At 63.6% G+C, this 25,694-nt stretch carries 25 protein-coding genes and 1 tRNA gene; 17 read left to right on the top strand and 9 right to left on the bottom strand.

Annotation, left to right across the window (positions count from 1 at the left end; genetic code table 11):
- Positions 1–27: 27 nt before the first annotated feature.
- Complete coding sequence (locus QAZ22_RS26880; protein WP_278203786.1) at positions 28–1,197, bottom strand: porin; 1,170 nt, start codon at positions 1,195–1,197, stop codon at positions 28–30.
- A gap of 442 nt (positions 1,198–1,639) precedes the next feature.
- On the opposite strand from QAZ22_RS26880, the gene QAZ22_RS26875 reads away from it, so the two are divergent.
- The 3 genes from QAZ22_RS26875 (at position 1,640) to QAZ22_RS26865 (ending at position 4,732) form a co-directional block, all read left to right on the top strand.
- Positions 1,640–1,730 (top strand) — tRNA-Ser (locus QAZ22_RS26875).
- A 533-nt stretch (positions 1,731–2,263) separates the two neighbouring features.
- Complete coding sequence (locus QAZ22_RS26870; RefSeq protein WP_278203784.1) at positions 2,264–3,418, top strand: porin; 1,155 nt, start codon at positions 2,264–2,266, stop codon at positions 3,416–3,418.
- A 240-nt stretch (positions 3,419–3,658) separates the two neighbouring features.
- Positions 3,659–4,732: a site-specific integrase gene (locus tag QAZ22_RS26865; RefSeq protein WP_278203782.1), complete on the top strand. Its 1,074-nt coding sequence runs from the start codon at positions 3,659–3,661 to the stop codon at positions 4,730–4,732.
- 225 nt (positions 4,733–4,957) lie between these two features.
- On the opposite strand, the gene QAZ22_RS26860 is transcribed toward QAZ22_RS26865, so the two are convergent.
- Together QAZ22_RS26860 and QAZ22_RS26855 are read right to left on the bottom strand one after the other, a co-directional pair.
- Positions 4,958–5,851, bottom strand: coding sequence for an alpha/beta hydrolase (locus tag QAZ22_RS26860; protein ID WP_278203780.1), 894 nt, complete (start codon positions 5,849–5,851; stop codon positions 4,958–4,960).
- Positions 5,852–6,109: 258 nt separating this feature from the next.
- The gene (locus QAZ22_RS26855) at positions 6,110–8,152 is read right to left on the bottom strand and encodes a lytic transglycosylase domain-containing protein (protein WP_278203778.1); all 2,043 of its coding nucleotides are present in this window, start codon (positions 8,150–8,152) and stop codon (positions 6,110–6,112) included.
- A gap of 407 nt (positions 8,153–8,559) precedes the next feature.
- Here QAZ22_RS26855 and dapA point away from each other — a divergent pair, with 407 nt between their 5' ends.
- The 3 genes from dapA (at position 8,560) to QAZ22_RS26840 (ending at position 10,750) form a co-directional block, all read left to right on the top strand.
- Complete coding sequence (gene dapA / locus QAZ22_RS26850; RefSeq protein ID WP_278077890.1) at positions 8,560–9,441, top strand: 4-hydroxy-tetrahydrodipicolinate synthase; 882 nt, start codon at positions 8,560–8,562, stop codon at positions 9,439–9,441.
- A 25-nt stretch (positions 9,442–9,466) separates the two neighbouring features.
- Entirely contained in the window at positions 9,467–9,946 is a 480-nt protein-coding gene (gene smpB, locus QAZ22_RS26845) for an SsrA-binding protein SmpB (protein WP_041002108.1), read from the top strand.
- An 84-nt stretch (positions 9,947–10,030) separates the two neighbouring features.
- Positions 10,031–10,750, top strand: a complete 720-nt coding sequence (locus tag QAZ22_RS26840) for a GH25 family lysozyme (protein ID WP_278207952.1) — start codon at positions 10,031–10,033, stop codon at positions 10,748–10,750.
- On the opposite strand, the gene QAZ22_RS26835 is transcribed toward QAZ22_RS26840, so the two are convergent.
- Both QAZ22_RS26835 and QAZ22_RS26830 read right to left on the bottom strand, forming a co-directional pair.
- Positions 10,719–11,390: a uracil-DNA glycosylase gene (locus QAZ22_RS26835; protein WP_278203774.1), complete on the bottom strand. Its 672-nt coding sequence runs from the start codon at positions 11,388–11,390 to the stop codon at positions 10,719–10,721. The genes QAZ22_RS26840 and QAZ22_RS26835 overlap by 32 nt on opposite strands.
- A complete protein-coding gene (locus QAZ22_RS26830; RefSeq protein ID WP_066997475.1) occupies positions 11,387–11,968 on the bottom strand; it encodes an NYN domain-containing protein in 582 nt (193 codons plus the stop codon). Before QAZ22_RS26830 ends, QAZ22_RS26835 begins: the two co-directional genes overlap by 4 nt.
- A 295-nt stretch (positions 11,969–12,263) precedes the next feature.
- On the opposite strand from QAZ22_RS26830, the gene rpoZ reads away from it, so the two are divergent.
- From rpoZ to QAZ22_RS26810, 4 genes are all read left to right on the top strand, one after another.
- Positions 12,264–12,665 (top strand): DNA-directed RNA polymerase subunit omega, encoded by a 402-nt coding sequence (gene rpoZ / locus QAZ22_RS26825; protein WP_040972027.1) that lies wholly within the window; start codon positions 12,264–12,266, stop codon positions 12,663–12,665.
- 126 nt (positions 12,666–12,791) lie between these two features.
- Positions 12,792–15,020 (top strand): bifunctional (p)ppGpp synthetase/guanosine-3',5'-bis(diphosphate) 3'-pyrophosphohydrolase, encoded by a 2,229-nt coding sequence (locus tag QAZ22_RS26820; RefSeq protein ID WP_278203770.1) that lies wholly within the window; start codon positions 12,792–12,794, stop codon positions 15,018–15,020.
- A gap of 100 nt (positions 15,021–15,120) precedes the next feature.
- Positions 15,121–15,699 carry an orotate phosphoribosyltransferase gene (gene pyrE / locus QAZ22_RS26815; RefSeq protein WP_278203769.1) on the top strand — a complete coding sequence of 193 codons (579 nt, stop codon included), beginning with the start codon at positions 15,121–15,123 and terminating at the stop codon, positions 15,697–15,699.
- Positions 15,700–15,711: 12 nt separating this feature from the next.
- Entirely contained in the window at positions 15,712–16,092 is a 381-nt protein-coding gene (locus tag QAZ22_RS26810) for a VOC family protein (RefSeq protein ID WP_278203768.1), read from the top strand.
- Here QAZ22_RS26810 and QAZ22_RS26805 read toward each other — a convergent pair.
- Entirely contained in the window at positions 16,073–16,609 is a 537-nt protein-coding gene (locus QAZ22_RS26805) for a GNAT family N-acetyltransferase (RefSeq protein WP_278203767.1), read from the bottom strand. The two genes, QAZ22_RS26810 and QAZ22_RS26805, sit on opposite strands and share 20 nt — an antisense overlap.
- Positions 16,610–16,819: 210 nt before the next feature.
- On the opposite strand from QAZ22_RS26805, the gene QAZ22_RS26800 reads away from it, so the two are divergent.
- The 6 genes from QAZ22_RS26800 to QAZ22_RS26775 all read left to right on the top strand — a co-directional run bounded on the left by QAZ22_RS26800 (position 16,820) and on the right by QAZ22_RS26775 (position 21,281).
- Complete coding sequence (locus QAZ22_RS26800; RefSeq protein WP_278203766.1) at positions 16,820–17,407, top strand: DUF2062 domain-containing protein; 588 nt, start codon at positions 16,820–16,822, stop codon at positions 17,405–17,407.
- The gene (gene acpS, locus QAZ22_RS26795) at positions 17,404–17,817 is read left to right on the top strand and encodes a holo-ACP synthase (RefSeq protein ID WP_278077898.1); all 414 of its coding nucleotides are present in this window, start codon (positions 17,404–17,406) and stop codon (positions 17,815–17,817) included. Before QAZ22_RS26800 ends, acpS begins: the two co-directional genes overlap by 4 nt.
- Before the next feature lie 80 nt (positions 17,818–17,897).
- Positions 17,898–18,647: a signal peptidase I gene (lepB, locus tag QAZ22_RS26790; protein WP_278077899.1), complete on the top strand. Its 750-nt coding sequence runs from the start codon at positions 17,898–17,900 to the stop codon at positions 18,645–18,647.
- Between the two features lie 4 nt (positions 18,648–18,651).
- Positions 18,652–19,368 carry a ribonuclease III gene (gene rnc, locus QAZ22_RS26785; RefSeq protein WP_278077900.1) on the top strand — a complete coding sequence of 239 codons (717 nt, stop codon included), beginning with the start codon at positions 18,652–18,654 and terminating at the stop codon, positions 19,366–19,368.
- Positions 19,353–20,285, top strand: coding sequence for a GTPase Era (era, locus tag QAZ22_RS26780; protein ID WP_278203763.1), 933 nt, complete (start codon positions 19,353–19,355; stop codon positions 20,283–20,285). Before rnc ends, era begins: the two co-directional genes overlap by 16 nt.
- 102 nt (positions 20,286–20,387) lie before the next feature.
- Entirely contained in the window at positions 20,388–21,281 is an 894-nt protein-coding gene (locus tag QAZ22_RS26775; protein WP_278203761.1) for an aminoglycoside phosphotransferase family protein, read from the top strand.
- A 6-nt stretch (positions 21,282–21,287) separates the two neighbouring features.
- Here the strand turns inward: QAZ22_RS26775 and QAZ22_RS26770 are convergent, their stop codons facing one another.
- The 3 genes from QAZ22_RS26770 to QAZ22_RS26760 all read right to left on the bottom strand — a co-directional run bounded on the left by QAZ22_RS26770 (position 21,288) and on the right by QAZ22_RS26760 (position 24,833).
- Entirely contained in the window at positions 21,288–21,815 is a 528-nt protein-coding gene (locus tag QAZ22_RS26770) for a GNAT family N-acetyltransferase (RefSeq protein WP_278203759.1), read from the bottom strand.
- Positions 21,812–22,090 carry a DUF1778 domain-containing protein gene (locus QAZ22_RS26765; protein WP_278203757.1) on the bottom strand — a complete coding sequence of 93 codons (279 nt, stop codon included), beginning with the start codon at positions 22,088–22,090 and terminating at the stop codon, positions 21,812–21,814. Before QAZ22_RS26765 ends, QAZ22_RS26770 begins: the two co-directional genes overlap by 4 nt.
- A gap of 160 nt (positions 22,091–22,250) precedes the next feature.
- Entirely contained in the window at positions 22,251–24,833 is a 2,583-nt protein-coding gene (locus QAZ22_RS26760; protein ID WP_278203755.1) for a mechanosensitive ion channel domain-containing protein, read from the bottom strand.
- Positions 24,834–24,933: 100 nt separating this feature from the next.
- On the opposite strand from QAZ22_RS26760, the gene recO reads away from it, so the two are divergent.
- Complete coding sequence (gene recO, locus QAZ22_RS26755) at positions 24,934–25,686, top strand: DNA repair protein RecO (RefSeq protein ID WP_278203753.1); 753 nt, start codon at positions 24,934–24,936, stop codon at positions 25,684–25,686.
- The last annotated feature ends 8 nt before the right edge of the window (positions 25,687–25,694 follow it).

Raw genomic sequence — 25,694 nt, 5'->3', positions numbered from 1 at the left:
GGTTCGATTTCAGTCAGACGCTGCCGATTAGAACGAGCGCTGGAAGCGGAGGAGACCGCCGACGCTGTTCTTCTTGTTGGCGTTGGTCCAGTTGCCGTAGAGGGTCGGCGTGTCGAAGTTGCCGTAGTGGTCCCAGTCAACTTCGGCCGTGACCGTGAAGCCGGGGACGATGTCATAGGCAACGTTCGCCGCAAGGCCATAGTTCTTGTCGTCGTCACCCGACACCTGGAGGTTGAACGAGGTCTTCTCGTTGAACTTATAGGTACCGCCGGCCCACCAGGCCCAGTTGCCGCCCCACTGCTTGTAGAAGCCGCGACCATGAGCGTCGATAGCGTTGGCGGCGTCGTCGTTCAGGTCGCCGTCGTTGCCGTAGCCGAACATGCCGAACAGCGAGATCGCGTCATTGACGGTGACGTCCAACCGGACCTTGCCAGTCACCTGCTCGTAGTTGCTGTCGTAAGCAACGACGCCGGTGATGGCGCCCCAACCCTGGGTGTACTTCACGCCGCCGACGACATGCGGAACGTAGCTGTCGATCGTGCCGACGACGCCCGAACCTTCTTCGAGCGAGACGACTGCCGAGAAGCCGTTGCCGGCGTCGAAGTAGTACTGGACGACATTGGTGTCGAAGTCGCCGTAGGGAACGAGCGTATCCTGGATGACGTTGCCGGCGTAGCCGATGAACGTATCGAAGGCCGATTCGTCCTTACCGACGCGCAGCCCACCGAGCTGGATCCAGGCGAAGTTCAGCGAAACGTTCTTGTTGCCGGCGGGATTGCCGATCGGATCGCCACCGGTGCTGAAGGCGCCGAAGCCATTGCGGTTGCCGAAGTTGAAGCGGGTCTCGGTGTAGGTCTTCAACGTGCCGAGCTCGGTCTCCTGGCCGGTCCAGGTCTTCAGCGTGAAGCGCGTGTTCTTGTACCAGGTGGCCTGATCGTCGCCGTCCTGGTGGTCGAACGACCTCGCGCCGTCGAACGAGCCGACGTCGCCGACGCCGATGTCGTAACGGACATAGCCGCCGACGCGCAGGCAGGTCTCGGTGCCGGGGATGTAGAAGTAGCCCGAGCCGTACACGTCGCAGATCTTGACGTATTCAGCCGGTTCCGGCTCGGCGACGGTCACCGCGTCGGCGGCGCGGGCGCCGGAAACTGCGATCAGGGCCGCAGCTGAGCCGAGAAGAAGGCTCTTGATGTTCATTTTCTGACCTCCAGTCAAAAGTTAAAAAACGGGTCTGGGTATTTTTTGCTGAAGGACAGCGTTCCCTGCCCCATCCCCACTTACCGAAAAAGATGCGCACCGCGCCGCTCCTTCGAACGTGACCTTTACCCAGGCGGCGGCGGCGTTCAACCACGATCGTATCGGCGAAAGCCCTATCCGGACGCTATCCCCGGACGTTGTTGCACAAATGACACGATTTGGCCTCACTCCGAAAGTTCTCATTAACCATTAAGGCCTTGCAGCCGGTCGAATCCGGCGGTGGGCGACCGAAATTGCGGCATGAGAGCCGAGTCTGCCGTCAGGGAATCGCCAAAGAATCGCCGCATGGCGCTATCCGACCTCAGGCCGAAGCCAAATTTTCGGCGATTATGGCGCCGGCTTGTTGATTGTGCCGACGCTTTTCTTTATCCAGCGGCGCGACGGAGAGGTGGCCGAGTGGTCGAAGGCGCTCCCCTGCTAAGGGAGTAGAGGTCAAAAGCTTCTCGTGGGTTCGAATCCCATCCTCTCCGCCATCCTGCTTCGCGCTGCGCGCTTCGCAGGATTGGCCTTGGATGCTTCCTGCGAATCCCTTGCAAAGCTTGGCTCCGAAGCCTCCGGACGTCGTCATCCCAGGGCGGAGCAGGAGCGAAGCTCCGTCGCGAAGACCCTGGGATCCATGCCGTGATATCGGCCGAGAAACGAAGCGGCGCGACGAATTGGCCGATCGCCTTGCGCTGAAGCAGAACCTGCACCGTCGCGATACGTGGACGTAACGGCATGGATCCTCGGGTCTGCGCCGCGTCGCTTCGCTCCTTGCTTCGCCCGAGGATGACGACCGGAGAAATGCTTCGGCCAATCTCCAAGGTTTGCGATTGCCACTTGCAGCACATGCGTCCGCGACGCTGTCTCGTGCCCACAAACCAGCGCTGTGACATTCGCAATGCTCTGTCGTGACTCCGCAGATCTGCATCATTTTCCGAAAAAATATAGCAGCATCAATCAATTGCCGTAAGACTGCCCGCCTCAGGTTCAGCTCTTCCGTTCGATTCTGACTGGAGGTCAGAAAATGAACATCAAGAGCCTTCTTCTCGGCTCAGCTGCGGCCCTGATCGCAGTTTCCGGCGCCCGCGCCGCCGACGCGGTGACCGTCGCCGAGCCGGAACCGGCTGAATACGTCAAGATCTGCGACGTGTACGGCTCTGGCTACTTCTACATCCCCGGCACCGAGACCTGCCTGCGCATCGGCGGCTATGTCCGTTACGACATCGGCGTCGGCGACGTCGGCTCGTTCGACGGCGCAAGGTCGTTCGACCACCAGGACGGCGACGATCAGGCCACCTGGTACAAGAAGGCCCGCTTCACGCTGAAGACCTGGACCGGCCAGGAGACCGAGCTCGGCACGTTGAAGACCTACACCGAGACCCGCTTCAACTTCGGCAACCGCAACGCCTACGCCACCACTAACTATACCCACGCCGGTGCTGGCTTTAAGGGCGTTTCGCTGAACTTCGCCTGGATCCAGCTCGGTGGCCTCCGCGTCGGTAAGGACGAATCGGCCTTCAACACGTTCATCGGCTATGCCGGCAACGTCATCCAGGATACGATCGTCCCGTACGGCGATTTCGATACCAACGTCGTGCAGTACTACTTCGACGCCGGCAACGGCTTCTCGGCGGTGGTTTCGCTGGAAGAAGGCGCGGGCCAGAAGGGCACCATCGACAGCTACGTTCCGCATGTCGTCGGCGGCGTGAAGTGGACCCAGGGTTGGGGCGCCATCACCGGCGTCGTTGCTTACGACAGCAACTACGAGGAAGTCGCCACCAAGGTCCGTTTGGACGTCACTGTCAACGACCAGATCTCGTTGTTCGGCATGTTCGGCTACGGTACCGACGACAACCTCACCGATCCCACTTGGGCAATTCCTGGTGGCGGTCGCGGCTTCTTCAAGCAGTGGGGCGGCAACTGGGCCTGGTGGGCCGGCGGCACTTACAAGTTCAACGAGAAGACCTCGTTCAACCTCCAGGTGTCGGGTGACGACGACAAGAACTACGGTCTTGCGGCGAACGTTGCCTATGACATCGTCCCTGGCTTCACGGTCACGGCCGAAGTTGATTGGGACCATTTCGGTCACTTCGGTGAGGCTACCGAGTACGGCAACTGGACTGCTGCCAACAAGAAGAACAGCGTCGGCGGTCTCCTCCGCTTCCAGCGCTCCTTCTAAGGGCTGGACCGCAACTGAAATCCGGCCCGGGCGTCAATGCGCCCGGGCCGTTTTTGTTTTCGCGATTGGTCGAGGCAAACGAAAGGATGGGGGTGAAACGGTAAGCTGATCGGGTCTGTGGAGCGACTTTGTGGGATCCGCCACCGGCGGATGTAGTCGGCCGCAAGATTCGAAAACTCTTGAAAGGACATCTCCGAACGGTTAGGGCTGATGGCTTAACCACAGGGGGTGTGGCTAAAAATGTCGAACGAAGCGATTCAAGAGGGGGATTCCTCTGGTCATTTTGCCGTATTTTCTTCTCAGAATTCGAAGTTTAGGTACACCTACAACAAGATCCGGGAAGTAAAATCGTACAGGATCGGGGAACTCTTTGCAGCATACCGGGATATACTCTGGGATGATGGGCGACATAAATACAATGTGAGCTCTTTCATCGGTGAAATAGACGAGATCCTTCTGGGAGAACGTTTCAGCACCTTTGACCAGAACACTCTGGACAATCTTATCGGTACCTTGCGCCAGCGCGGGAACAGCAACGCAACCATCAATCGCAAGATGGCTGCACTCAGCAAGCTGCTGCGCAAGGCTCACAAGATGGGAGATATCCACAGCCTGCCCGAGTTCCGCCGCCAGAAGGAGCGGGCGGGACGGATTCGTTTCCTTGAAAGGGACGAAGAGGCGAGGCTGTTCGCCGCCATCAAGAGTCGCAGCGAGGATGCCTACAGGCTCTCCGTCTTCCTCGTCGATACCGGCTGCCGCCTCGGCGAGGCGCTCGGCCTGATCTGGAACGACATCCAGGAGCACCGCGTCTCGTTCTGGATCACCAAGTCCGGCCGCAGCCGCACCATCCCGATGACCGAACGGGTCAAGGAGGTGATCAAGCTGCCGCCGACCACCGAAGGTCGCCGGCCGAAGGGCCCGTTCACCAAGCTGACCCAGGCGCAGTACCGTGCCATCTGGAACGAGGCGAAAGCCGAAGTTGGTCTTGGCGCCGACGAGCAGGTAGTGCCGCATATCCTGCGCCACACCTGCGCCTCACGCCTGGTTCAGGGCGGCATCGACATCAGGCGTGTCCAGATGTGGCTCGGCCACCAGACGCTGTCGATGACCATGCGTTACGCGCACCTCGCCACCAACGACCTCGACGGCTGCGTCGTCGTGCTCGAGAAGCCGCGCGCCGATGAGGCGCCGCGTCCGGCGGAGAACTCCGTCTTTGCCTCCCCGTTGACGACGCCGTCACCCGCCAAAGCCGCTCGCAAGGAGGGCGGATCGGAGCCGGCGAAGGCGCGTCGCAAGAGCTCGAAGGGCAAGTAGCGCCGGTTGCCCCTTCTCCCCGTGTGGGAGAAGGTGTCGCCGAAGGCGACGGATGAGGGGTGCTCCAGGGAAAGCCAGCGTCTCACTCCGCTGGAACACCCCTCAACCGTCTCGGCGCTGCGCGCCGATCCACCTTCTCCCACAAGGGGAGAAGGGGAGGTGTGCGCTTGCTCGCCGATTCCTATACTGCCGTGGCGCCTCAAAACCCGGTTCTGATCTTCGGTTTTACTTGGGGACAGCCTCACGCTCGGTGCGATCGAGGAAATTCGCAATCTCTTCCGGCAAGGTTCCGGTTTCCAGGAAGGGCGCGTGTCCCTGGCCTTCGACGGTGATCGTCTGCATGCCGGGATGGCGCTTTTGCATCTCTTCGAACGTCGCGGCGGACAGAAGCGTCGAATTGCCGCCGCGAATGGCGAGCAGCGGCACGGCGGTGAGCGCGTCGAACTGCGGCCACAGATCCGGGAGCGGCTTGGTGACGTCGACGCCGGCCAGCGTTTCGACCAGGGCCGGATCGAAATCCGGCACCCACCCGGCGTCGGTGTCGCGGCAGATCGCGGTCACCATCCGCGCCCAGTCGGCGTCGGAGAGTGCCGGGAAGCCGGCGCCATGCACGCGCCGCTGCGCGTCCACCGCCTCGGCGAATGTCTTCGGTTTCGGGTTGCGATCGACATAGGAGCGGATATGGGCAAGGCCTTCCGCCTCGATCACCGGGCCGATGTCGTTGAGGACGATGGCCTTCAGCGCGGCCGGCTTCAGCGCGCCGAGCACATGGATGATCAACCCGCCGCGCGACGTGCCGACGAATGCTGCCTCTTCGATGCCCAGTTCCGACAGCCCGGCCAGAACATCGCCGGCCTCGACGCCGACGTTGTAATGGCTGATATCTGGATCGTGGTCGGATTGGCCGCGCCCGCGATAGTCGAAGGCGACGACCTTGCGCGACCTCTTCGCCTTGCTCGAAAGGTAGAGCGCGAGCTCGTGGAAGTCGCGCGCATTGCGCGTGAGGCCGGGCAGACACACGACCGGCCAGCCAATGTTGGCTTCGCCGTAGATCCGGGCATGGAGCTTCAGGCCATCGGGTGCGGTATAGAAGAAGTCGGAGAAACCTTCGCTCGCCATGGAGTGTCGCTCCTCGCTGGATCGCACGGACTGCTACAGGGGAGGGCGCGGACCGTCAAATCGTTGGCACCTCTCCTTCCCCCCTTGTGGGGGAAGGTGTCGCCGAAGGCGACGGATGGGGTGCTGGAAGAAATGACGCGCTGGTGATCTTGTCGCTTGTCAGGACATCGATGCACGTGGCCGCCAAGCTGGAACACCCCTCATCCGACCGAGCTTCGCTCGGCCACCTTCTCCCACAAGGGGAGAAGGAAAAGGCCCTCAGCTGCGCCCGTTCACAAGATCCCCCACGATGTCATACTTGCCTGAAATACGCATCTTGTAGACCTCGTAATTCTCCATCACGCGCTGCACGTAACTTCTTGTTTCGGTATAGGGAATCCGCTCGATCCAGTCGACGACGGCGTCCACGTCCTTGCCGCGCGGGTCGCCGTATTTCGCCACCCATTGGGCGGCACGGTTGGGGCCGGCATTGTAGCCGGCGAAGGTCAGCACATAGGAGCCGTTGAAGCGGTCGAGCTGCTCGCCGAGGAAGGCGGACCCGAGCGTGGCGTTATAGCCCGCATCGGTCGTCAGCCGCATTTGCGAAAAGGTCATGCCGGCCTTCTTCGCCAGCTGCCTGGCGGTGCCCGGCATCAATTGCAAGAGGCCGCGCGCACCGGCGCTGGAAATTGCGCCGACGTTGAACTCGCTCTCCTGGCGAGCGATGGCATAGGCCAGCGCCTTGCCGGAACCAGAGATGTTGGCCGAATCGGGGATGACGCCCAACGGATGCGACAGCGCGCCGACATCGATGCCGCGCTGGGCGGCGATCTTGCCGACCTTCAGCGCCATGAAATGGTTGCCCTGCTTTTCGGCGAGCACCGCAAGCAGCGCCAGCTCGCCCGGACTGGTCAACTGTCCCGCGAGGTCGCGGTAGAGCGTTTCGGCATAGCGGTCGTAGCCCGCTTCCTGCAGGCGCTTGATCGCGCTCACGGCTTCGCGGCCCTCGAAGCTCTGGCGGTCGGCCGCGCTCGGTTTCGGATAGACGATGTTGAGGGTCCTGAGGCCCACGCGCTCGCCCGCGAGCTGGCCGTAGAAGGTCGTGCCGTAGCCGGCGGCTCGCGTGAAATAGTCCTTGGCGTTGCCCGGACCGCCGACTTCGGCGGCGCGGCCGAGCCAGTAGTAAGCGCGCGACAGCGACACCGGCCCTTGGGCGAGCTCCGAGATGCGCGAAAAATGCGCGGCGGCCGTTACCGGGTCGTTGAGGCCGCGCAGCGCGTACCAGCCGGCATGGAACTCGGCTTCGGCGGCGCTGGCCGGGCTTTCGGCCGCATGCATGGAAGCGATCTTGTAGGCGGTCTTGATGTCGCCCTGGTCGACCAGCTCGCGCGACAGAACGCGGCGCTCCACCCACCAGGCATCGGGGTCGATCAGCGCATCGCGGTCGGTCGGCGCCTTCATCAGAACCGCCGCGGCGTCGGCAAATTTCTGCTGCTTGCGCAGATATTCTGCCTCGGCGAAGAAATAGCCGGCCGAGCGCTGCGCCGCGGGCACGGCCTTGAGCAGCTTCGCCGCATTCTTGTCGCCCTTGTCGGCCGCCGCCCAGGCGTCCGCCAATTGCTGGGCGCCGGCGAGACCGGCGACACGCAGCGCCGATGACGGCCGCTCGGCATAGAACATGCGCTCCATGCGGTAGCGATGGTCGGCCACCGAGATCAGCGCGCCGAACTCCTTGATAAAAGCGGCTTCGTCCTTCGCCTCCAGCTTCTCTGTGCGCCAGAAGGGCACCAGCACGGCGCGCGCCGCCGCGGCATTGCCCAGCGTCACCTGCGAGCGGGCGAGGATCATTACGCCTTCCGGCGTCAACGGCTGGCTGCGGCCGAAAGCCTGCACCACCACTTGCGGAAGCGGATTCTCGCGATAGAGCGCGCGCTCGCTGTTCTTGCGCAACGCGATCGTGCCGGGCCATCCCGGCAGCATCTTGGCCGCGTCGGCGATCTCGCCGCTCGGCACCTTGTCGCCGCCATAGAGCGCGATCGCCCAGGCCAGTATGTGCCGGTCGAGCGAAGTGGCGGGCAGCGTGTCGCGCGCATTGCGCGCGCCGGCGATGTCGTTGGCGGCCAGAGCGTCGAGGCCGCTCTTCAACTGGGCGATGCTGGTTGGAGGCGGGGAGGGCTGCGCCTCGCCAGGGGCCTGCGGCGCGTCGGATGCGGGGATCGTCGCCGTCACACGCACGTCGACGCTGCCGCCGATCGCCATCCCCGGCATCAGCGCGACAACCGCGCTGAGAAGCGCGAAGAGATGGGGCCGCCTCGTCGGCATTCTTTATATCCTAGCACATTGTCAGCAGGCAGGGAGGCTGAAGGCCCGGTCCGCAGCCTAAACTTAGGTCGTGAAAGGCTCGTAAACAAAAGGTTATCGAGGCCGCCCGAATTGCGCTTGCTAGTGTCCCGATTCTGAAATTCGCATCACCTCGATATCGTGCGCGGCGCGAATTTCAGAATCGCAAGGACACTAGCCATCTGCCAACCAACCAGCATCGTGGTTTTCGATGTTCGCTCCGAGCCCGATATCAACGTCAAGCGAACATCGAAAACCACGATGCTGGCACTATGGCGATGCTTGCCGCTGAACCATGTCGAGACTATGGTGCGCGGCTTCGCTTTCGGTTAGAAGGCGCGCAAATTGACGGATCGACAAATCCAAAAGTCCCAGGGAGTTTGGACAATATGCTGAGAGGCTCGCTGACCGCGCTCGTCACACCGTTCGAAAAGAGCGGGCGTTTCGACGAGAAAGCCTTTCGCGCTTTTGTCGAATGGCAGATCGCCGAGGGCACCAAGGGCCTCGTTCCGGTCGGCACCACCGGCGAGTCGCCGACGCTGTCGCATGACGAGCACCGCCATGTCGTGAAGGTCTGCATCGAGGTGGCCAAGGGCAGGGTGCCGGTCGTGGCCGGTGCCGGCTCCAACAACACCGAGGAAGCCGTCGGCCTGGTGCAATATGCCGAAAAGGCCGGCGCCGATGCGGCCCTGGTCGTTACGCCCTATTACAACAAGCCGACCCAGCGCGGCCTCTACGAACACTTTGCCGCTGTCGCTCGGGCGACAAAGCTGCCGATCATCATCTACAACATCCCGCCGCGATCGGTGATCGACATGACGCCGGAGACGATGGGCAGGCTCCGCCACGACTTCAAGAACATCGCCGGCGTCAAGGATGCGACCGGCAAGGTCGAGCGGGTCTCCGAGCAGCGCATGACCTGCGGCAAGGATTTTATCCAGCTCTCCGGTGAGGATGCCTCGGCGCTGGGCTTCAACGCCCATGGCGGCGTCGGCTGCATTTCGGTGACCTCGAATGTCGCGCCGCGCCTTTGCGCCGAGTTCCAGGAAGCGACGCTCTCCGGCGACAGCGCCAAGGCGCTCGAACTGCAGGACCGTCTCCTGCCACTGCACAAGGCGATCTTCATGGAGCCCGGCGTGTCCGGCGCCAAATACGCGCTGTCGAAGCTGGGCAAGGTCGAGAACGTGGTCCGCTCGCCTTTGGTGACGGTCGAGGCTTCGACCGCCGAGAAGCTCGATCAGGCGATGAAGCACGCCGGCTTGATTAATTAGGGATGAGGCGCCACCTCTCCGCATTATGAATCAAGTCAAGAAAGCCGACCCCAACAACAGGACGGTCGCCGAAAACCGCAAGGCGCGCTTTTCCTACGAGGTGCTCGACACGATCGAGACCGGCCTGGTGCTGACCGGCACCGAGGTGAAGTCGCTGCGCCAGGGCCAGGCCAACATCCAGGAAAGCTACGCCTCCGCCGAGGGCGGCGAGATTTGGCTGATCAATTCCTATCTGCCAGAATATCTCCAGGCCAACCGCTTCAATCACGAGCCGCGCCGGCGCCGCAAGCTGCTCGTCAGCAAGCGCGAGATGGCCAAGCTGTCGCAGAGCGTCGAGCGCGAAGGCATGACGCTGGTGCCGCTGAAAATCTATTTCAACGATCGCGGCCGCGCCAAGCTCCTGCTGGCGATCGCTCGCGGCAAGAAGCTGCACGACAAGCGCGAAACCGAAAAGCAGCGCGACTGGTCGCGCGAGAAGGGGCGGCTCCTCAAGGAGCGCGGATAAACAAATCGGCAATATCCAGGCAGGCGAGCAGGGAGCCAAGGCTTGAGGAACCGCTTGATTGTCCTGGCCCTGGCTTTCGTCTTTCTGGCACTTGCTGTCGGGAAAGACAGCTTCTTCCGGCCTCGCGCCTTCCCGCCGGATCGCGCCGAATTCCCCATCCGGGGCATCGACGTTTCCCACCACCAGGGCAATATCGATTGGCAGCGAGTCGCGGCCGACGATGTCGCCTTCGCCATCATCAAGGCGACTGAAGGCGGCGACCATGTCGACGATGCCTTCGCCGAGAATTTGCGCCAGGCCCGCGCGGCGGGCCTCGTGGTTGGCGCCTATCATTTCTTCACCTTCTGCCGCCCGGGCGCCGATCAGGCGAAGAACTTCCTTTCGGTCGTGCCGCGCGGCGAGCCGCTTTTGCCGCCGGTCGTCGATATCGAGTTCCACGGCAACTGTCCGAATCGACCTTCGCCCGCCGAACTGAGCGCGGAACTGCTTGCGTTCCTGGGGCCGGTCGAGGCGGCCTATGGCAAGCCGGCCATCATCTACATCACCGATGAGGCAGCGCCGACCTATGCCGCTCATATCGCGGTTCGCCAGCGCTGGCTGCGCTCGATTGCTATGCCGCCGAAAGAGGAAGATTGGGTTTATTGGCAATATCTCGATACCGGCCGCGTCGACGGCATCGACGGCGATGTCGACCTGAATGTGCTGAACGGCGGGCCGGCGAGGCTCTCGGGGCTTTTTTCCCCGGCGCCTGAATCCAGCGTTTCAGGAACGCCTAGCCTTGCAGGAACGCCGCGATCTCCTTGAAGACGTTGACGAACATGTCTTCCGTCAGCACGCCCGTATTGGTGTTGTAGCGCGAGCAGTGATAGCTGGAAAACAGCGTGATGCCGCCGGCTTCCTGGCGCCCGCCATGGCGGAACGGAAGGGCGGCGACGCGCCCGCCCAGCGCCCGCACCGTCGACTGATGCGCGATCGAGCCCAGCGTCAGGATGGCGCGCAAATTGGGGAAGCGCGCGATGGTCGGCTTGAGAAAGGTCCGGCAGGTGGCGATCTCGGCGCCGGCAGGCTTGTTCTCCGGCGGCACGCAGCGCACCGCATTGGTGATCGCCGTGCCGATCAGCTCCAGCCCGTCATCCGGCCTCGCCTTGAATTCCCCGCGCGCAAGGCCTTGCGCGATCAGCGTGCCGTAGAGCAAGTCGCCGGCGTAGTCGCCGGTAAACGGGCGCCCGGTGCGGTTGGCGCCGCGCAGGCCGGGCGCAAGCCCGACGATGAGAAGCTTGACGGAATCCTCGCCTTCCGGCGGCAGGAAGGTCGGCACCGGCGCATTGAACCAGCCCGGCTCGCGCTCTCGCCAGGCGGCGATGAAGTCGTGCAGCCGCGGGCAGAGCGGGCAATCGCGGCTGGGTTCGGGGGAAGGCGCGGCGCTCAAAGCCGCCGCTCTCAATAATCGTCCTCGTCGGCCTCGGCCGGCTCAGGCCGGCGTACCGGCCGCTCCGATGGGTCGCGCCCGACTTCGTTCTTCAGCGTCATCAGATCGATGAAGTGGTCGGCCTGGCGGCGCAGGTCGTCGGAGATCATCGGCGGCTGCGAGGCCATGGTCGAGATGATCGACACCTTGCGGCCGCGCCGCTGCAGCGCCTCCACCAGGGTGCGGAAGTCGCCGTCGCCGGAGAAGATGACATAATGGTCGACGACATCGGCAAGTTCCAGCGCGTCGACCGTGAGCTCGATATCCATGTTGCCCTTGATCTTGCGCCGGCCGGTCGAGTCGGTGAACTCCTTGGCGGGCTTGGTCACCACCTTGAAGCCATTGTAGTCCAGCCAGTCGATCAGAGGCCGGATCGAGGAATATTCCTGATCCTCGACCAGCGCGGTGTAGTAATAGGCCCTGAGCAGGTAGCCGCGCTTCTGGAAGCTCGACAGAAGCTTGCGGTAGTCGATGTCGAAGCCCAGCGCCCGCGATGTGGCGTAGAGATTGGCGCCGTCGATGAAAAGAGCGATCTTTTCACGGGGATCGAACATTGAAAAATATCCCTTTCGAAAATTTTTGTCGTCTAAATGGACGCGACGAGCAGGCCCGATAATGGTCCCTTTTGCCGTCTCTTCCGAGATAACGCCAGATTTATGGATATCCAAGGGCGGGGGCGCGCATTGCAAGCAATTGTGATCGGCACTATGTCAGTGGCCGGTGTCCGGTTATCGAGCCGGGCAAGGGGCATCCTCCGGCCGCTGCCGCCATAAAGCTTGTATTTAGGCTGCGTCCGGGTTATGGAGCCCGCCAGTTTTCCATCAAATCCACGCATGAAAGGGGCAGTCCATGGCCCGCGTAACCGTTGAAGATTGTATCGACAAGGTCGACAACCGTTTCGAGCTCGTGCTGCTCGCCGGCCACCGTGCCCGCCAGATCAGCCAGGGCGCGCAGATCACCGTTCCTCGCGACAATGACAAGAATCCGGTCATTGCGCTGCGCGAGATCGCCGAGGAGACGCTGTCGCCCGACGACCTCAAGGAAGACCTGATCCACTCGCTGCAGAAGCATGTCGAGGTCGACGAGCCGGAGGCCGACGGCGAGGCGATCGCCGACCAGACCGGCGCCGCCACCGCTGCCGCCGACACCGACGATGCCGAAGAGAACATCGCCTTCGATCGCATGAGCGAGGAAGACCTGCTCGCCGGCATCGAGGGTCTGGTGCCGCCGGAAAAGAGCGACGACTACTAAGCGTCACTGGAACTTGCCTGGATCAAGCATCCGGCACTTCCGTCTCGTAAGTTTCGTGGCTATCTATGGGATGCGTCGCACGCCTGTGCGGCGCATCAATCATTTCAGCACCGCGAGATCCCGCCCATGATGCGTCAGTATGAGCTTGTCGAGCGCGTCCAGCGCTACAAGCCTGACGTCAACGAGGCGCTGCTCAACAAGGCCTATGTCTATGCCATGCAGAAGCATGGCCACCAGAAGCGCGCCTCGGGCGATCCCTATTTCTCGCATCCGCTGGAAGTTGCCGCCATCCTCACCGAGATGCACATGGACGAGGCGACCATCGCGGTTGCCCTTTTGCACGACACGATCGAGGACACGACCGCGACGAGGGCCGAGATCGACGAGCTCTTCGGCCCCGAAATGGGCAAGCTCGTCGAGGGGCTTACCAAGCTGAAGAAGCTCGACCTCGTCTCCAAGAAGGCCGAGCAGGCCGAGAACCTGCGCAAGCTGCTGCTGGCGATCTCCGAGGATATTCGCGTCCTCCTGGTCAAGCTCGCCGACCGCCTGCACAACATGCGCACCCTCGATCATATGCCCGAGTCCAAGCGCTTGCGCATTGCCGAGGAGACGATGGACATCTATGCGCCGCTCGCCGGGCGCATGGGCATGCAGGGCATGCGCGAGGAACTGGAAGAGATCGCCTTCCGCTACATCAATCCGGAGGCCCACCGCGCCGTCACCGCCAGGCTCGCCGAGATCTTTGAGCGCAACAAGGGCGTGCTGGACGAGATCGAGAAGGCGCTGTCGGGCCTGTTCGGAAAGCACGCCATCAAAGCCAGCGTCAAAAGCCGGCAGAAGAAGCCATGGTCGGTGTTCCGCAAGATGGAGGCCAAGGCGCTCTCTTTCGAGCAGCTCTCCGACATCTTCGGCTTCCGTGTCGTCGTCGACACGGTCGAGGACTGCTACCGCGCGCTCGGCGCCATCCACACCACCTGGTCGATGGTGCCCGGCCGCTTCAAGGACTACATCTCGACGCCGAAGCAGAACGACTACCGCTCGATCCACACCACCATCGTCGGTCCGTCGCGCCAACGTGTCGAACTGCAGATCCGCACCCGCGAGATGAACAAGATCGCCGAGTACGGCGTCGCCGCGCATTCGATCTACAAGGACACGGGCGGCAAGGCGAATGGCGCCGCGCACGCGATCTCCAAGGAGACCAACGCCTATGCCTGGCTGCGCCGCACCATCGAGCAGCTGGCCGAAGGCGACAACCCCGAGGACTTCCTCGAAAACACCAAGCTGGAGCTCTTCCAGGACCAGGTGTTCTGCTTCACGCCCAAGGGCATGCTGATCGCGCTGCCGCGCGGCGCCACTCCCATCGACTTCGCCTATGCCGTCCATACCGATGTTGGCGACACCTGCGTTGGCGCCAAGGTCAACGGCCGCATCATGCCGCTGATGACGGAATTGAAGAACGGCGACGAGGTCGAGATCATCCGCTCCAAGGCGCAGGTGCCGCCGGCGGCTTGGGAATCGGTCGTCGTCACCGGCAAGGCGCGCGCCGCCATCCGCCGCGCCACCAAGAACGCCATCCGCAAGCAATATTCCGGGCTCGGCGCCCGCATCCTCGAACGCGCCTTCGAGCGTGCCGGCAAGAACTTCACCAAGGAAAGCCTGAAGCCGGTTCTGCATCGCTTGGCGCGCAAGGACATCGAGGACGTGCTGGCCTCCGTCGGACGCGGCGAGCTTGCGTCGACCGACGTCATGAAGGCGGTCTTCCCCGACTACAAGGACGAGCGCGTCACGGTCGCGGCGCCCAAGCAGCGCGAGGAGGGTTGGTCGAAGATCCGCAACGCCGCCGGCATGCTGTTCCAGATGCCCGGCCGCGCCGCGCGCAAGGGCAAGGACCAGCAGCGCGACGGAGCGGTGCCTATCCGCGGCGTGCGCGGCGATCTGCCGGTGCGTTTCGCGCCGGAAGGGGCGGTGCCCGGCGACCGCATCGTCGGCATCATCCAGCCGGGAACCGGCATCACCATCTATCCGATCCAGTCGCCAGCGCTGCAGGCGTTCGACGACCAGCCCGAGCGCTGGATCGACGTGCGCTGGGACATCGACGAACGCACCAAGGAGCGCTTCCCGGCGCGCATCTCGGTCACTGCCATCAACGCGCCTGGCTCGCTCGCCGACATCGCCCAGGTCGTCGCCCAGAACGACGCCAACATCCACACGCTGTCGATGGTGCGCACCGCGCCCGATTTCACCGAGATGCTGATCGACCTCGAGGTCTGGGATCTGAAGCATCTCAACCGGCTGCTGTCGCAGCTCAAGGACAATTCGAGCGTCAGCGACGCGCGGCGCGTGAATGGGTGAATGGGTGAATGGGTGAATGGTTAGTAGTGAATAGTGAATAGTGAATAGAATTTGCTCTCACTACTAACCATTCGCTATTCGCCAAGAGCATGGAGCGAACATGAATACCGACGAAGTGCTGGGCATATTCCGCGAGGCGGGCGCGGTCCTCGAAGGTCATTTCATCCTGACGTCGGGCCTGCGCAGTCCGATCTTCCTGCAGAAGGCGCGCGTCTTCATGCATGCCGACAAGACCGAGCGCCTGTGCAAGGCGCTGGCCGGGAAGATCAAAGAAAGCGTGCCCGGCAGGATCGACTATGTCGTTGGCCCGGCGATCGGCGGCCTGATCCCGGCCTACGAGACCTCGCGCCATCTCGGCGCGCCGGCGATCTGGGTCGAGCGGGAAGGGGGCGAGTTCAGGCTCCGCCGCTTCGAGATCGCTGCGGGCTCACGCGTCGTCATCGTCGAGGATATCGTCACCACCGGCCTGTCGATCCGCGAGACCATCGAATGCCTGCGCGAGATCGGCGCCGACGTCGTGGCGGCCGCCTGCATCATCGACCGCTCGGCCGGCAAGACCGATGTCGGCGTGCCGCTGATCGCGCTCGCCGAATATGAGGTGCCGGCCTATCCGCCAGACCGCCTGCCGCCGGAGCTTGCCGCCATCCCGGCCGTCAAGCCCGGCAGCCGGAATATCTGAAGTCGCGTCACGATGATCGCTGGCATCGATCATTTCGTGCTGACGGTTCGCTCGGTCGAAGCGACCTGCGAATTCTATCAACGTGTGCTTGGCTTGCAGCGTCTGGATGAGCCGAACCGGCCGACCGCGCTTCTGTTCGGCTCGCAGAAGATCAATCTGCACGAGGTCGGCCGCACCTTCGAGCCGAAGGCGAAGACGCCGACGCCGGGCTCCGGCGATTTCTGCCTCGTGGCGGCGGTGCCTCTCGCCGAGATCCGTGCCAGCCTCCAGGCCAACGGCGTGGCGATCGAAGTCGGCCCGGTCGAGCGCATCGGCGCCCGTGGCAGGATGACGTCGGTCTATTTCCGCGATCCCGACGACAATCTGGTCGAGGTCAGCGAATATTCGGTTTAGTGCGGTTCAGATCGAGCCGCATGGCGCAGCGCCGCTCGGCCGGCATGCCGTGTTCTGCCTCGCCGCTGATGAGGTCGGCGAGCCTTTCGTCGATCGCCGCGCTGTCCAGGATGCGAAAGCCGAACTTTTGGTAGAAGGGCGCATTCCAGGCGACGTCGCGAAACGTGGTCAGCGTCACCGCCGCCAGGCCGCGCCGCCTGGCGTTCTCGATCGCCCGTTCAAGCAAAGCGCTGCCGATGCCGGAGCCTTGCCGGTCCAGGCGCACGTCGAGCTCCCATATGTGCAGCGCATCGCCTTCGACCCCGGCGCTCAGGAAGCCGACCGGCCGGTCCTGGTCATCGGCGGCAACCCAGCATGCGCCTTCGGCGATGAGCGCGCGATGCCGCCCGGCGCTCACATTGTCGCCGTCGGCAAGCCAGGCGAGGTCCGGGACGGCGCGGAACGCCAGCCCGGCGGACTGCTCGATGTCCGGCAATGCTTCGGCGTCGCCGGCCCGCGCCGGTCGAATGGTGATCATCGGCTTCGTTTCCCCGGTTCTTCCTCAGTTTCGCCAGAATGGCGCTCTTGTTACAGCCTGCGGCAGACCATCGCGGGCGCCTTCGTTGTTCCGTGGCCTGCCCGTCGCTATATCAAAGTTTTGTTGCCTTCCTGCGCCCTCGAAGCGCAAGATATGTCGTCGCGACCCGGGGTGGCAGGGGAGCGTGTGTGGACCGGGAACTGAAACAGAGTGCTTTTTCGACGCCGAGAGCCTGATGGCCTCCTGGAGCGGGTGCGTACTTACCTTTGGCCGCGCCGTTCGTTCTCGCGCTCTGTGCAGTATTTCTCCAAGCGCATCCTGCGGCTGAAGGCGACGCCCCATTCCGTGGCGGCCGGCGTCGCGGCGGGCGTTTTCGCCTCCTTCTTCCCGCTTGGCTTCCATTTCGTCATTGCCGCCGTCATCTGCTGGATCATTGCCGGCAATCTGGTGGCGGCCGCGCTGGGCGCCGTGTTCTTCGGCAATCCGCTGACCTTCCCTCTGCTCTGGGGCGCGTCGTGGGAGACCGGCAAGCTCATCCTGCATGAGCGCCTGCCCAAACACGGGCCGCCCGAGCATCTCGGCGAAATGATGCACACGCTTTCCTTCGGCAAGCTGTGGCATCCGGTGCTTGAGCCGATGCTGATCGGCGCCGTGCCGCTCGGGCTGATCTTTGGGCTTGTCTTCTACGGCGTCACGCGCTGGGGCATGACCGTGTTTCGTGAGCAGCGGAAGAAACGCATGGCCGAGCGAGCCGAGAAGGCCAAGCGCGCTGGCGGACGGGAAGTGCCCGCGGAATGATCATCGGCATCGGCAGCGACCTGATCGACATCAGACGCATCGAGAAGTCGCTGGAGCGGCATGGCCGGCGCTTCGTCCAGCGCATCTACACCGAGGTCGAGCAGGCCAAGTCGGAAAAGCGCGCGGCTCGCGCCGCCTCCTACGCCAAGCGCTTTGCCGCCAAGGAGGCTTGCGCCAAGGCATTGGGTACCGGCATGGCCGAGGGCGTGTTCTGGCGCGACATGGGTGTAGTCAACCTGCCCAGCGGCGCGCCGACCATGGCGCTCACCGGCGGTGCTGCCGCCAGGCTGGAAAAAATCCTGCCCAAGGGCCATCGCGCGCTGATACACCTCACCATCACCGACGATTTCCCGCTTGCTCAAGCCTTTGTGATCATCGAGGCGGTGCCCGTCGAACAAGCGCCACATTGATTCCATCTGACCACGGGCGGCATGACGTTGCCCAGCGCGCGCCGAGACTCTATACCAACCAACGCACAATCGAGGACGACATGAGCGTGGCTGAAAAATCGCAGAAGAAATCCGGCGGGCTTGGCGAAACCTTTTCCGTCATCATCCAGGCTCTGCTGCTCGCGCTCGTGATCCGCACGCTGCTGTTCCAGCCCTTCTCCATCCCGTCCGGCTCGATGCGGCCGACGCTGCTCGAAGGCGACTATCTCTTCGTCACCAAATGGGCCTATGGCTATTCGCGCTATTCGCTGCCTTTCGGCCCGAACCTGTTCTCCGGCCGTATCTGGGGCTCCGAGCCCAAGCGCGGCGACGTGGTGGTGTTCAAGTTCCCGCCGGATCCGTCCGTCGACTACATCAAGCGCGTCGTCGGCCTGCCTGGCGACAAGATCCAGGTCAAGGACGGCCAGCTCTTCATCAACGGCACCGCCGTGCCGCGTGAAAAGGTCGGCCAGATCGACAATCCCGACATCACCGAGGTCGACCGTCCCGTCGACGTCTATCGCGAGACGCTGCCCAATGGCGTCACCTATGACACGCTCGACCTGACGCCCAATTCGATCGGCGACAACACGCGCGAGTTCGACGTGCCGCCGGGTCACTATTTCATGATGGGCGACAACCGCGACAATTCCTCCGATAGTCGCTTTACCGTCGGCTTCGTGCCGGCCGAGAATCTTGTCGGCCGCGCCAACGTCATCTTCTTCTCGATCGCCGATGGCGCAAGTCCGTTGGAAATCTGGAAGTGGCCGTCGCTGATGCGCGCCGGACGCCTGTTCCATCTCGTCCACTAAGGTCATGGCGGCCACCAAGCGTTTGACCACCGATGCCCTCGCCGAAGCGCTTTTCGAGCGCACCGGCCACGCCTTCGCCGACCGCCAGCGCCTGCAGCGCGCGCTGACCCATGCCAGCGCGCGCTCGACCCATGCCGGCGTCGACTACGAGCGCTTTGAATTCCTGGGCGACCGCGTTCTCGGCCTCGTCGTGGCCGACATGCTGCTGGCGGCCTTTCCCGAAGCCGCCGAGGGCGAGCTCTCTTTGCGCCTCAACGCGCTGGTCAACGCCGAGGCGCTCTCCGAGATCGCCGAGGAGATCGGCCTGCCGGAGCTGATCCGCGCCGGCTCCGACGTGCGCAACCTCGAAGGCCGCAAGCGAACCAACCTGCGCGCCGACGCGCTGGAGTCGCTGATTGCCGTGCTCTATCTCGACGGCGGGATGGAGGCGGCGCGCGCCTTCATCCACCGCTACTGGCAGCCGCGCTCGCAGGCGACAGGTGCCGCCCGCCGCGACGCCAAGACCGAATTGCAGGAATGGGCGCACCAGGCGGCGTCTGGCGCCGTTCCGGCCTACCGGGTGGATAGTCGCGAGGGCCCCGACCACGATCCGCTGTTCACCGTCAGCGTCAAGGTCGGCTCCTTTGCTCCGGCGATCGGCAGCGGCCGTTCCAAGCGCGAGGCCGAACAGGCCGCTGCGGCGGTGCTGCTGCTGCGCGAAGGCGTATGGAGCGCGGCATGACGGAAGTCGAGAGCCCTGAGGCCGCCGCGACCCGCTCCGGCTTCGTCGCGCTGATTGGCGCGCCCAATGCCGGCAAGTCGACGCTGGTCAATCAGCTGGTCGGCGCCCAGGTTTCGATCGTCACCCACAAGGTGCAGACCACCCGCGCGATCGTGCGCGGCATCGCCACGCATGACAATGCGCAGATCGTCTTCGTCGATACGCCGGGCATCTTCAAGCCGAAGCGGCGGTTGGACACGGCCATGGTCACCACCGCCTGGGGCGGCGCCAAGGATGCCGATGTCGTGGTCCTCCTGATCGATGCCGAGCGCGGCATCAAGGGCGATGCCGACGCCATCCTCGACCGGCTGAAGGACGTCCAGCAGCCGATGCTGCTTGTCCTCAACAAGGTCGACCGGGTCAAGCCGGAGACGCTTCTGGCCCTCGCCGCGGCAGCGAACGAGAGAGTGCCGTTCAAGCGCACCTTCATGGTCTCGGCGCTTACCGGCTCCGGCTGCAAGGATCTGCTCGACTATCTCGCCGAGACGCTGCCCGCCGGGCCCTGGTATTATCCGGAAGACCAGATCTCCGATTTGCCGATGCGCCAGCTGGCGGCCGAGATCACCCGCGAAAAACTCTATCTGAGGCTGCATCAGGAGCTTCCCTATTCCTCGCATATCGAGACCGAGAAATGGGAAGAGAAGAAGGACGGCTCGGTGCGCATCGAGCAGGTCATCTATGTCGAGCGCGACAGTCAGAAGAAGATCGTGCTCGGCCACAAGGGCGAGACGATCCGCGCCATCGGCCAGGCCGCGCGCGCCGAGATCGCCGAGATTCTCGAGCAGAAGGTGCACCTCTTCCTGTTCGTGAAGGTGCGCGAGAACTGGGGCGACGACCCCGAGCGCTATCGCGAGATGGGACTGGAGTTTCCCCACTGATGCATGTCGCCCAAAAGTGCCAAGCGGTTTTGGGACAACGACATGCATAGCACAAACATGCATGTCGGCTAGGAATGCCGTCCGTCGATCCGGGACAACGGCATGCACAACCCTGATGTAGATATCGACACCGATCTCGTGCGCCGCCTGGTCGGGACGCAGTTCCCTGAATGGCGCCATCTGCCCGTGAGGCCCGTCGCGTTCGGCGGCTGGGACAACCGCACCTTCCATCTCGGCGACGAGATGACGGTCAGGCTGCCAAGCGCGGCTCCCTATTCGCTGCAGGTCGAGAAGGAGCATAGCTGGCTGCCAAGGCTCGCGCCGCATCTGCCGCTGCCGATCCCCGCGCCGCTGGCCATGGGCGAGCCGGCGGCGGGCTATCCCTGGCACTGGTCCGTCTATCGCTGGATCGAGGGCGAGACGGCAAGGACCGCGCGCATCGGCGATCTTCGCGCGTTCGCGGTGACGCTCGCCGATTTCCTCGTCGCCCTGAAACGGATCGATCCGGCGGGCGGCCCGGCGCCGGGCCGGCACAATTTTTATCGCGGCGGACCGCTGACGGTCTATGACGGGGAGACGAGGCAGGCCATCGCCGCGCTCGAAGGCGAGATCGATACCCAGGTCGCCACCACCGTCTGGGAAGCCGCCCTTGCCGCCACCTGGCACGGTTCGCCCGTCTGGTTCCACGGCGACGTCGCCTCGGGCAATCTCTTGGTCGAAGACGGCCGCCTGAGCGCCGTCATCGACTTCGGTACATCCGGCGTCGGCGACCCGTCTTGTGACCTGGCCATCGCCTGGACGTTCTTCGAGGGTGAAAGCCGGGAGGCCTTCCGCACCCGCATCGCCGTCGATCGGGCGACATGGGCGCGCGGCCGAGGTTGGACGTTGTGGAAGGCCCTGATCACCGCTGCCGGACACGACGCCAACCAAGCCGAGGCCGAAAGGCAGCGCCGGGTAATAGACGAGGTGCTCGCCGATCACGAACGCTGGGCGTGACGCGGATTATAACAGGCCTTTAGCCCTGAGATCGGCAGCGAACGTCGCCAGCGGCATCACGAGAGTCAGCGGTTTTCCCGACAGCGGCTCGGCACCATATCCACGGTACCAGTTCGCGGCGCGCTCGCTCTTGGCATCGATGATGAACAGGAGACCTCCACCTTCGCCGGCGACACGCAGGCACCGCAAGGCCGCCGCAGCGAGAAGCTGACCGCCAAGCCCTTGCCCGGCCACCGAGAGATCGGTCGCCAGGCGGGCAAGCTTGAATCCGGATACTTCATGTCGGGCCAGCCCTTTCGTCAGGGCAGCGGGTACTTGCTCATGAGCAACGGCGGAGGGTGCGATCGTATAGAAGCCAAGAACGCGGTCTGGGTTCGCGTTGTCGACGCCGCAAAATGTCTTCGAGGCATTCTGTTCATGGCTCTGCCTGGCGAAGCGCCGCAGAAAATCGTTCATCTGTTCGTCGCCGCAATCGAAGGACGCGCGATCATGCGATTTCGAGATCGGCTCCTCGCGCCATCGCGGCAGTGTCATATCGTATCGGGAAGAGCTGCAATGGCGGCCCGCAATTTCGCATTTGGCTTCGGTGGATGCTCGAGCAGTTCGAGGATGCGTTTGAAGTCGCGTTCCGAGACTTCGGTCTTTTCGATCGCCTTGATGACGGCTTCCGCCTCAGGCAGCACCTTGTCGAGGATGAAGTCGGTCATGTCCTTGTGCGACAGCGCCGCCGCGCGGGCGATCATCGCCTTCTGCGCGGGCCGTATGCGGATATTGAAGCGTTCGGTTCTGTCGCTGGCTGGCTTGGACATGATGTCTCCCTCATGGGTAAACATAGCGTACATACGCTATACGTACAAGTTGCGAGCAAGAGTGGCATGAAAAGCGCTCGATCACGCCGAAGGGGCGGTTAGTTGGCGAGTGGCCCGCTTCCGTTGCTGGGGAAATCTCAACCTTTCGGGCCAGGACCGCCTAGGAAATCTCGGTCTGGTCCGGCGTATCGTGCCCTTCATCGGACGGACCGTCCTGGGTGACCTTGGTCTTGCGCCCGCGTTTGGGCGACTTGGCCAATGCAGCGTTTGTCGCCGCGCTGCGCTTGGCCCTTTCCGTCGGCTTTGGCCCGGGCCGCTTGATGCGCGGCGGCGGTGACTTGCCCGCTTTGTCTTCGCCGCCCATGTAGAACGTCACATGAGGGAAAGGTATCTCGATGCCGCGCTCCTCGAAGACCTCCTTGATGATCTCGTTATAGGCGCGACCCAGGGCAAAATGCTTTCCGGGCTTGGTCTTGATGCGGGCCCGAACCAGAATGGCGGAGTCCGCGAATTCGGTCACGCCATGCATCTCGAGGTCGCCGATGATGTCGCCCGCGAACCCGGCCTCCTTCAGTTTGTCGAAGGCCTCGTGCATCGCCTGCTTCACCTCGGGAATGCTCGCCCCGTAGTCCACGCCGATCGATGCGACGTGATAGCTGAAGTTCTTCATGAAGTTCGTCACGGCGTCGACGGAAGAGAACGGGATGAGATGATACGCGCCGTCGAGAGTACGCAACGACACGGAACGGATTGTCAGTCGCTCGACGGTACCGGTAACCCCGCCTGCGGTTACCACATCGCCTTCATTCATCGCGTTCTCGAACTGTATGAAGGCGCCAGTGATGATGTCCTGTACGAGCTTTTGCGCGCCGAAGCCGACCGCCAGGCCGACGACGCCGGCGCCGGCAAGCAGTGGGCCGATATTTACGCCAAACTCGGACAGCACCAGCATGACGATGAGGACGCCCAGCGCGACCACGAAGGCGTTGCGGAACAGGGAGAGAAGCGTCCGTTCCCGCGGGGAGGGGACATGGCCGTAATTCGGATTGAGGCGATATTCCACCCACGATTGGACGGCGAGATAGATCAGGCCGCCGACCAGCATTATCAGGATTGCGGAAACGATTGAAACGGCGAAGCGCTGGCCGACCTCGCTCGACAGCCATCCGACGACGTCTGCCGCTCGCCAGAATTGGGCGATGACCAGCAACACAACCGCGGCGACCAGGATGCGAACCGCCCTGAGCACATTGGGAACGAAGGCATTGAGGCGCCGCTCGAGCAGCGGAAGGCGCTCGCTGACTTCGGCGGGCAGGTTTATCCCCGCTCCGGCGACCCGCGCGATGATGCCTGTCAGCAGCACGCCTATGGCCACCGCGACGATCGATTGGATGGTAGCCGCGAGGACGAACGGCAGGGCCATCGCGGGAGCCGCGAGCCAAAGAACGAAGACGAGAATCAGGTATCCGATCACCACGACGTGCCAAAGTCTGGCGAGACCGGCCAGGAACCTGCCCAGAATGTCGGTTCGGCGGGTCTCGCTGCGGCGCAGCAGCCATCGCCGTACCTGATCGCGATTCTGCAGGATGACGATCAGGGCAAGCACCAGCGCGGCAAACATCACGACCACGCGGACCACTTGCGCGGCGTCTTCCGAGACGTTGACCGCAACGATCGGCGCGAGGAAGAACATCGTGTAGCCGACCACGCTGACGAAGCGGCTCAGCCAGAAATACCAGTATGCCGCCGTTGTATCGCCCAATGCCCAGATCCGCAGCGCGGGCCATCTCGGGGCAAGCAGCGTGCGCGCAAGGACCTTGATGAACTCGATGACAAGGAAGGCGTTCAGGAACAGCGCACGGTTCATCTCCGCCTGGCCCGCCTGGTCGATAACGAATGCAGAGAGCGAAGACACCGAACCGATTGCCCAGGCCGCGAGCACGGTGAGCGCGTCGGCCAGCGCGGACAACCCGATGAAGCCGAACCGCTCGAACCTGCCTCCGCGTGTCGCCGCATTGGCGAATGTGCGCTGGAACCGTCCAAAGGCGAACCGCAATGCGATGTAGACGGCGAAGGTGAGGACCACGACAAGGGCGCTGTTGCGGACGGCGTTCCAAAGGCTCCGCACGTCGATCGAAACGCCTCCGGAAAAGATGCCGGCAATTCTCTCGACGAGGGCGGCGGTCGTCTTGATCAGGCCGGAGGCGCTCTCTGCCGCGTCCCTCGTATACGCGGCGACCTCCTGGGCGATCGTCGCTTCAGGCGCTGTCTCGGTCGCCGGCTGGTTGCCCTCCGCGGCCGCGGCGCGCAGCTTGTCGATCAGGCGGTGCCGCGCCTGGTCGTTCTCCAGTATGGTAATGAGCGCTTGGACATCCGCGCTCGGCTCGCCGGGCTTGGCGCCCCCTTGTGCGGCCGGCTGGGCGAAGCTTGGTGCCCCGCAGAGCAGTAGAAACAACAACAAAGAAATTAGAGCTCGCATTGCTGGCCCAGGCGGAAAACTATCGATCGGGGTGCGCGCTGCCGGCGCCGGCTCGGACATTCTTGCAAGATCGCAGGCAGCCGCATCTTCGCATTGGTGCAGTTCATCTAGGGCGAACCTGCTGGGGTGGAAGTTGGTACCTTCGTCGAGTGCGGCAAGCTTTTCGTCCCTCCTTGGCGACGCACCCTGGATGCCATAACGAACTTTGCCGCCGATCGTTGCCTGGCTGGCCAAAGACAGGGTCATCGACGCGCGAACCGTCACATGTTGAAGCGCCCGGTTCGCTCGCTGGTTGGTTTCTCCGTGTCAGCTACGACACAGGCAAATCTTGATTTCACCGTCCAACGGGTGAAAAGCTCGGGCCATGGAATGGCGCGATGAGGGAATCATTCTCGGCACCCGCAAGCATGGCGAAACCAGCGCCATCCTCGAGGTGATGACGCGCGCGCATGGCCGCCATCTGGGGCTCGTGCGCGGCGGCCGTTCGCGCAAGCAGCAGCCGGTGCTGCAGCCCGGCAACCGCGTCGATCTTCTGTGGCGGGCGCGGCTCGACGAGCATCTGGGCATCTTCCAGGCCGAGGCGATCGAGATGAACGCCGCCCGGCTGATGGACAGCGCGGTCGCCGTCTACGGCCTGCAGACCATGGCCGCGCATCTCAGGCTTCTGCCCGAGCGCGACGCCCATGGCGGCCTCTACGAGGCTCTTGCCGTGATGATCTCCCATCTCGACGACGCCGATGCCGCGGGCGAGCTGGTGGCGCGTTTCGAGCTGCTCATTCTGGACGAGCTCGGCTTTGGCCTCGACCTCAGCCAATGCGCCGCGACCGGTTCGAGGCAGGACCTCGCCTATGTCTCGCCGAAATCCGGGCGCGCGGTCTCGCGCGCCGCCGGCGAGCCTTGGCGCGACAAGATGCTGGCGCTGCCTGCCTTCCTGCAGCGCGGCTCAGGCCTGCGCGCCGATCAGGCGGCGCTGGAGGACGCCTTCCGGCTGACCGGCTTCTTCTTCACCCGCCATGTCTATGAGCCGCGCGGCATCGAGCCGCCCGACGCCCGCGCCGGCTTCCTCGCCGCGCTGCGCCGGCATCAGGCGGCGATGAAGCCGATCGCCGGCGAATAGACCGGCGT

This window comes from Mesorhizobium sp. WSM4906, assembly GCF_029674625.1.
Classification (GTDB): Bacteria; Pseudomonadota; Alphaproteobacteria; order Rhizobiales; family Rhizobiaceae; genus Mesorhizobium.
Note: the sequence above shows the minus strand (reverse complement) of the source record. Positions and strands in the feature narration are given on the sequence as shown.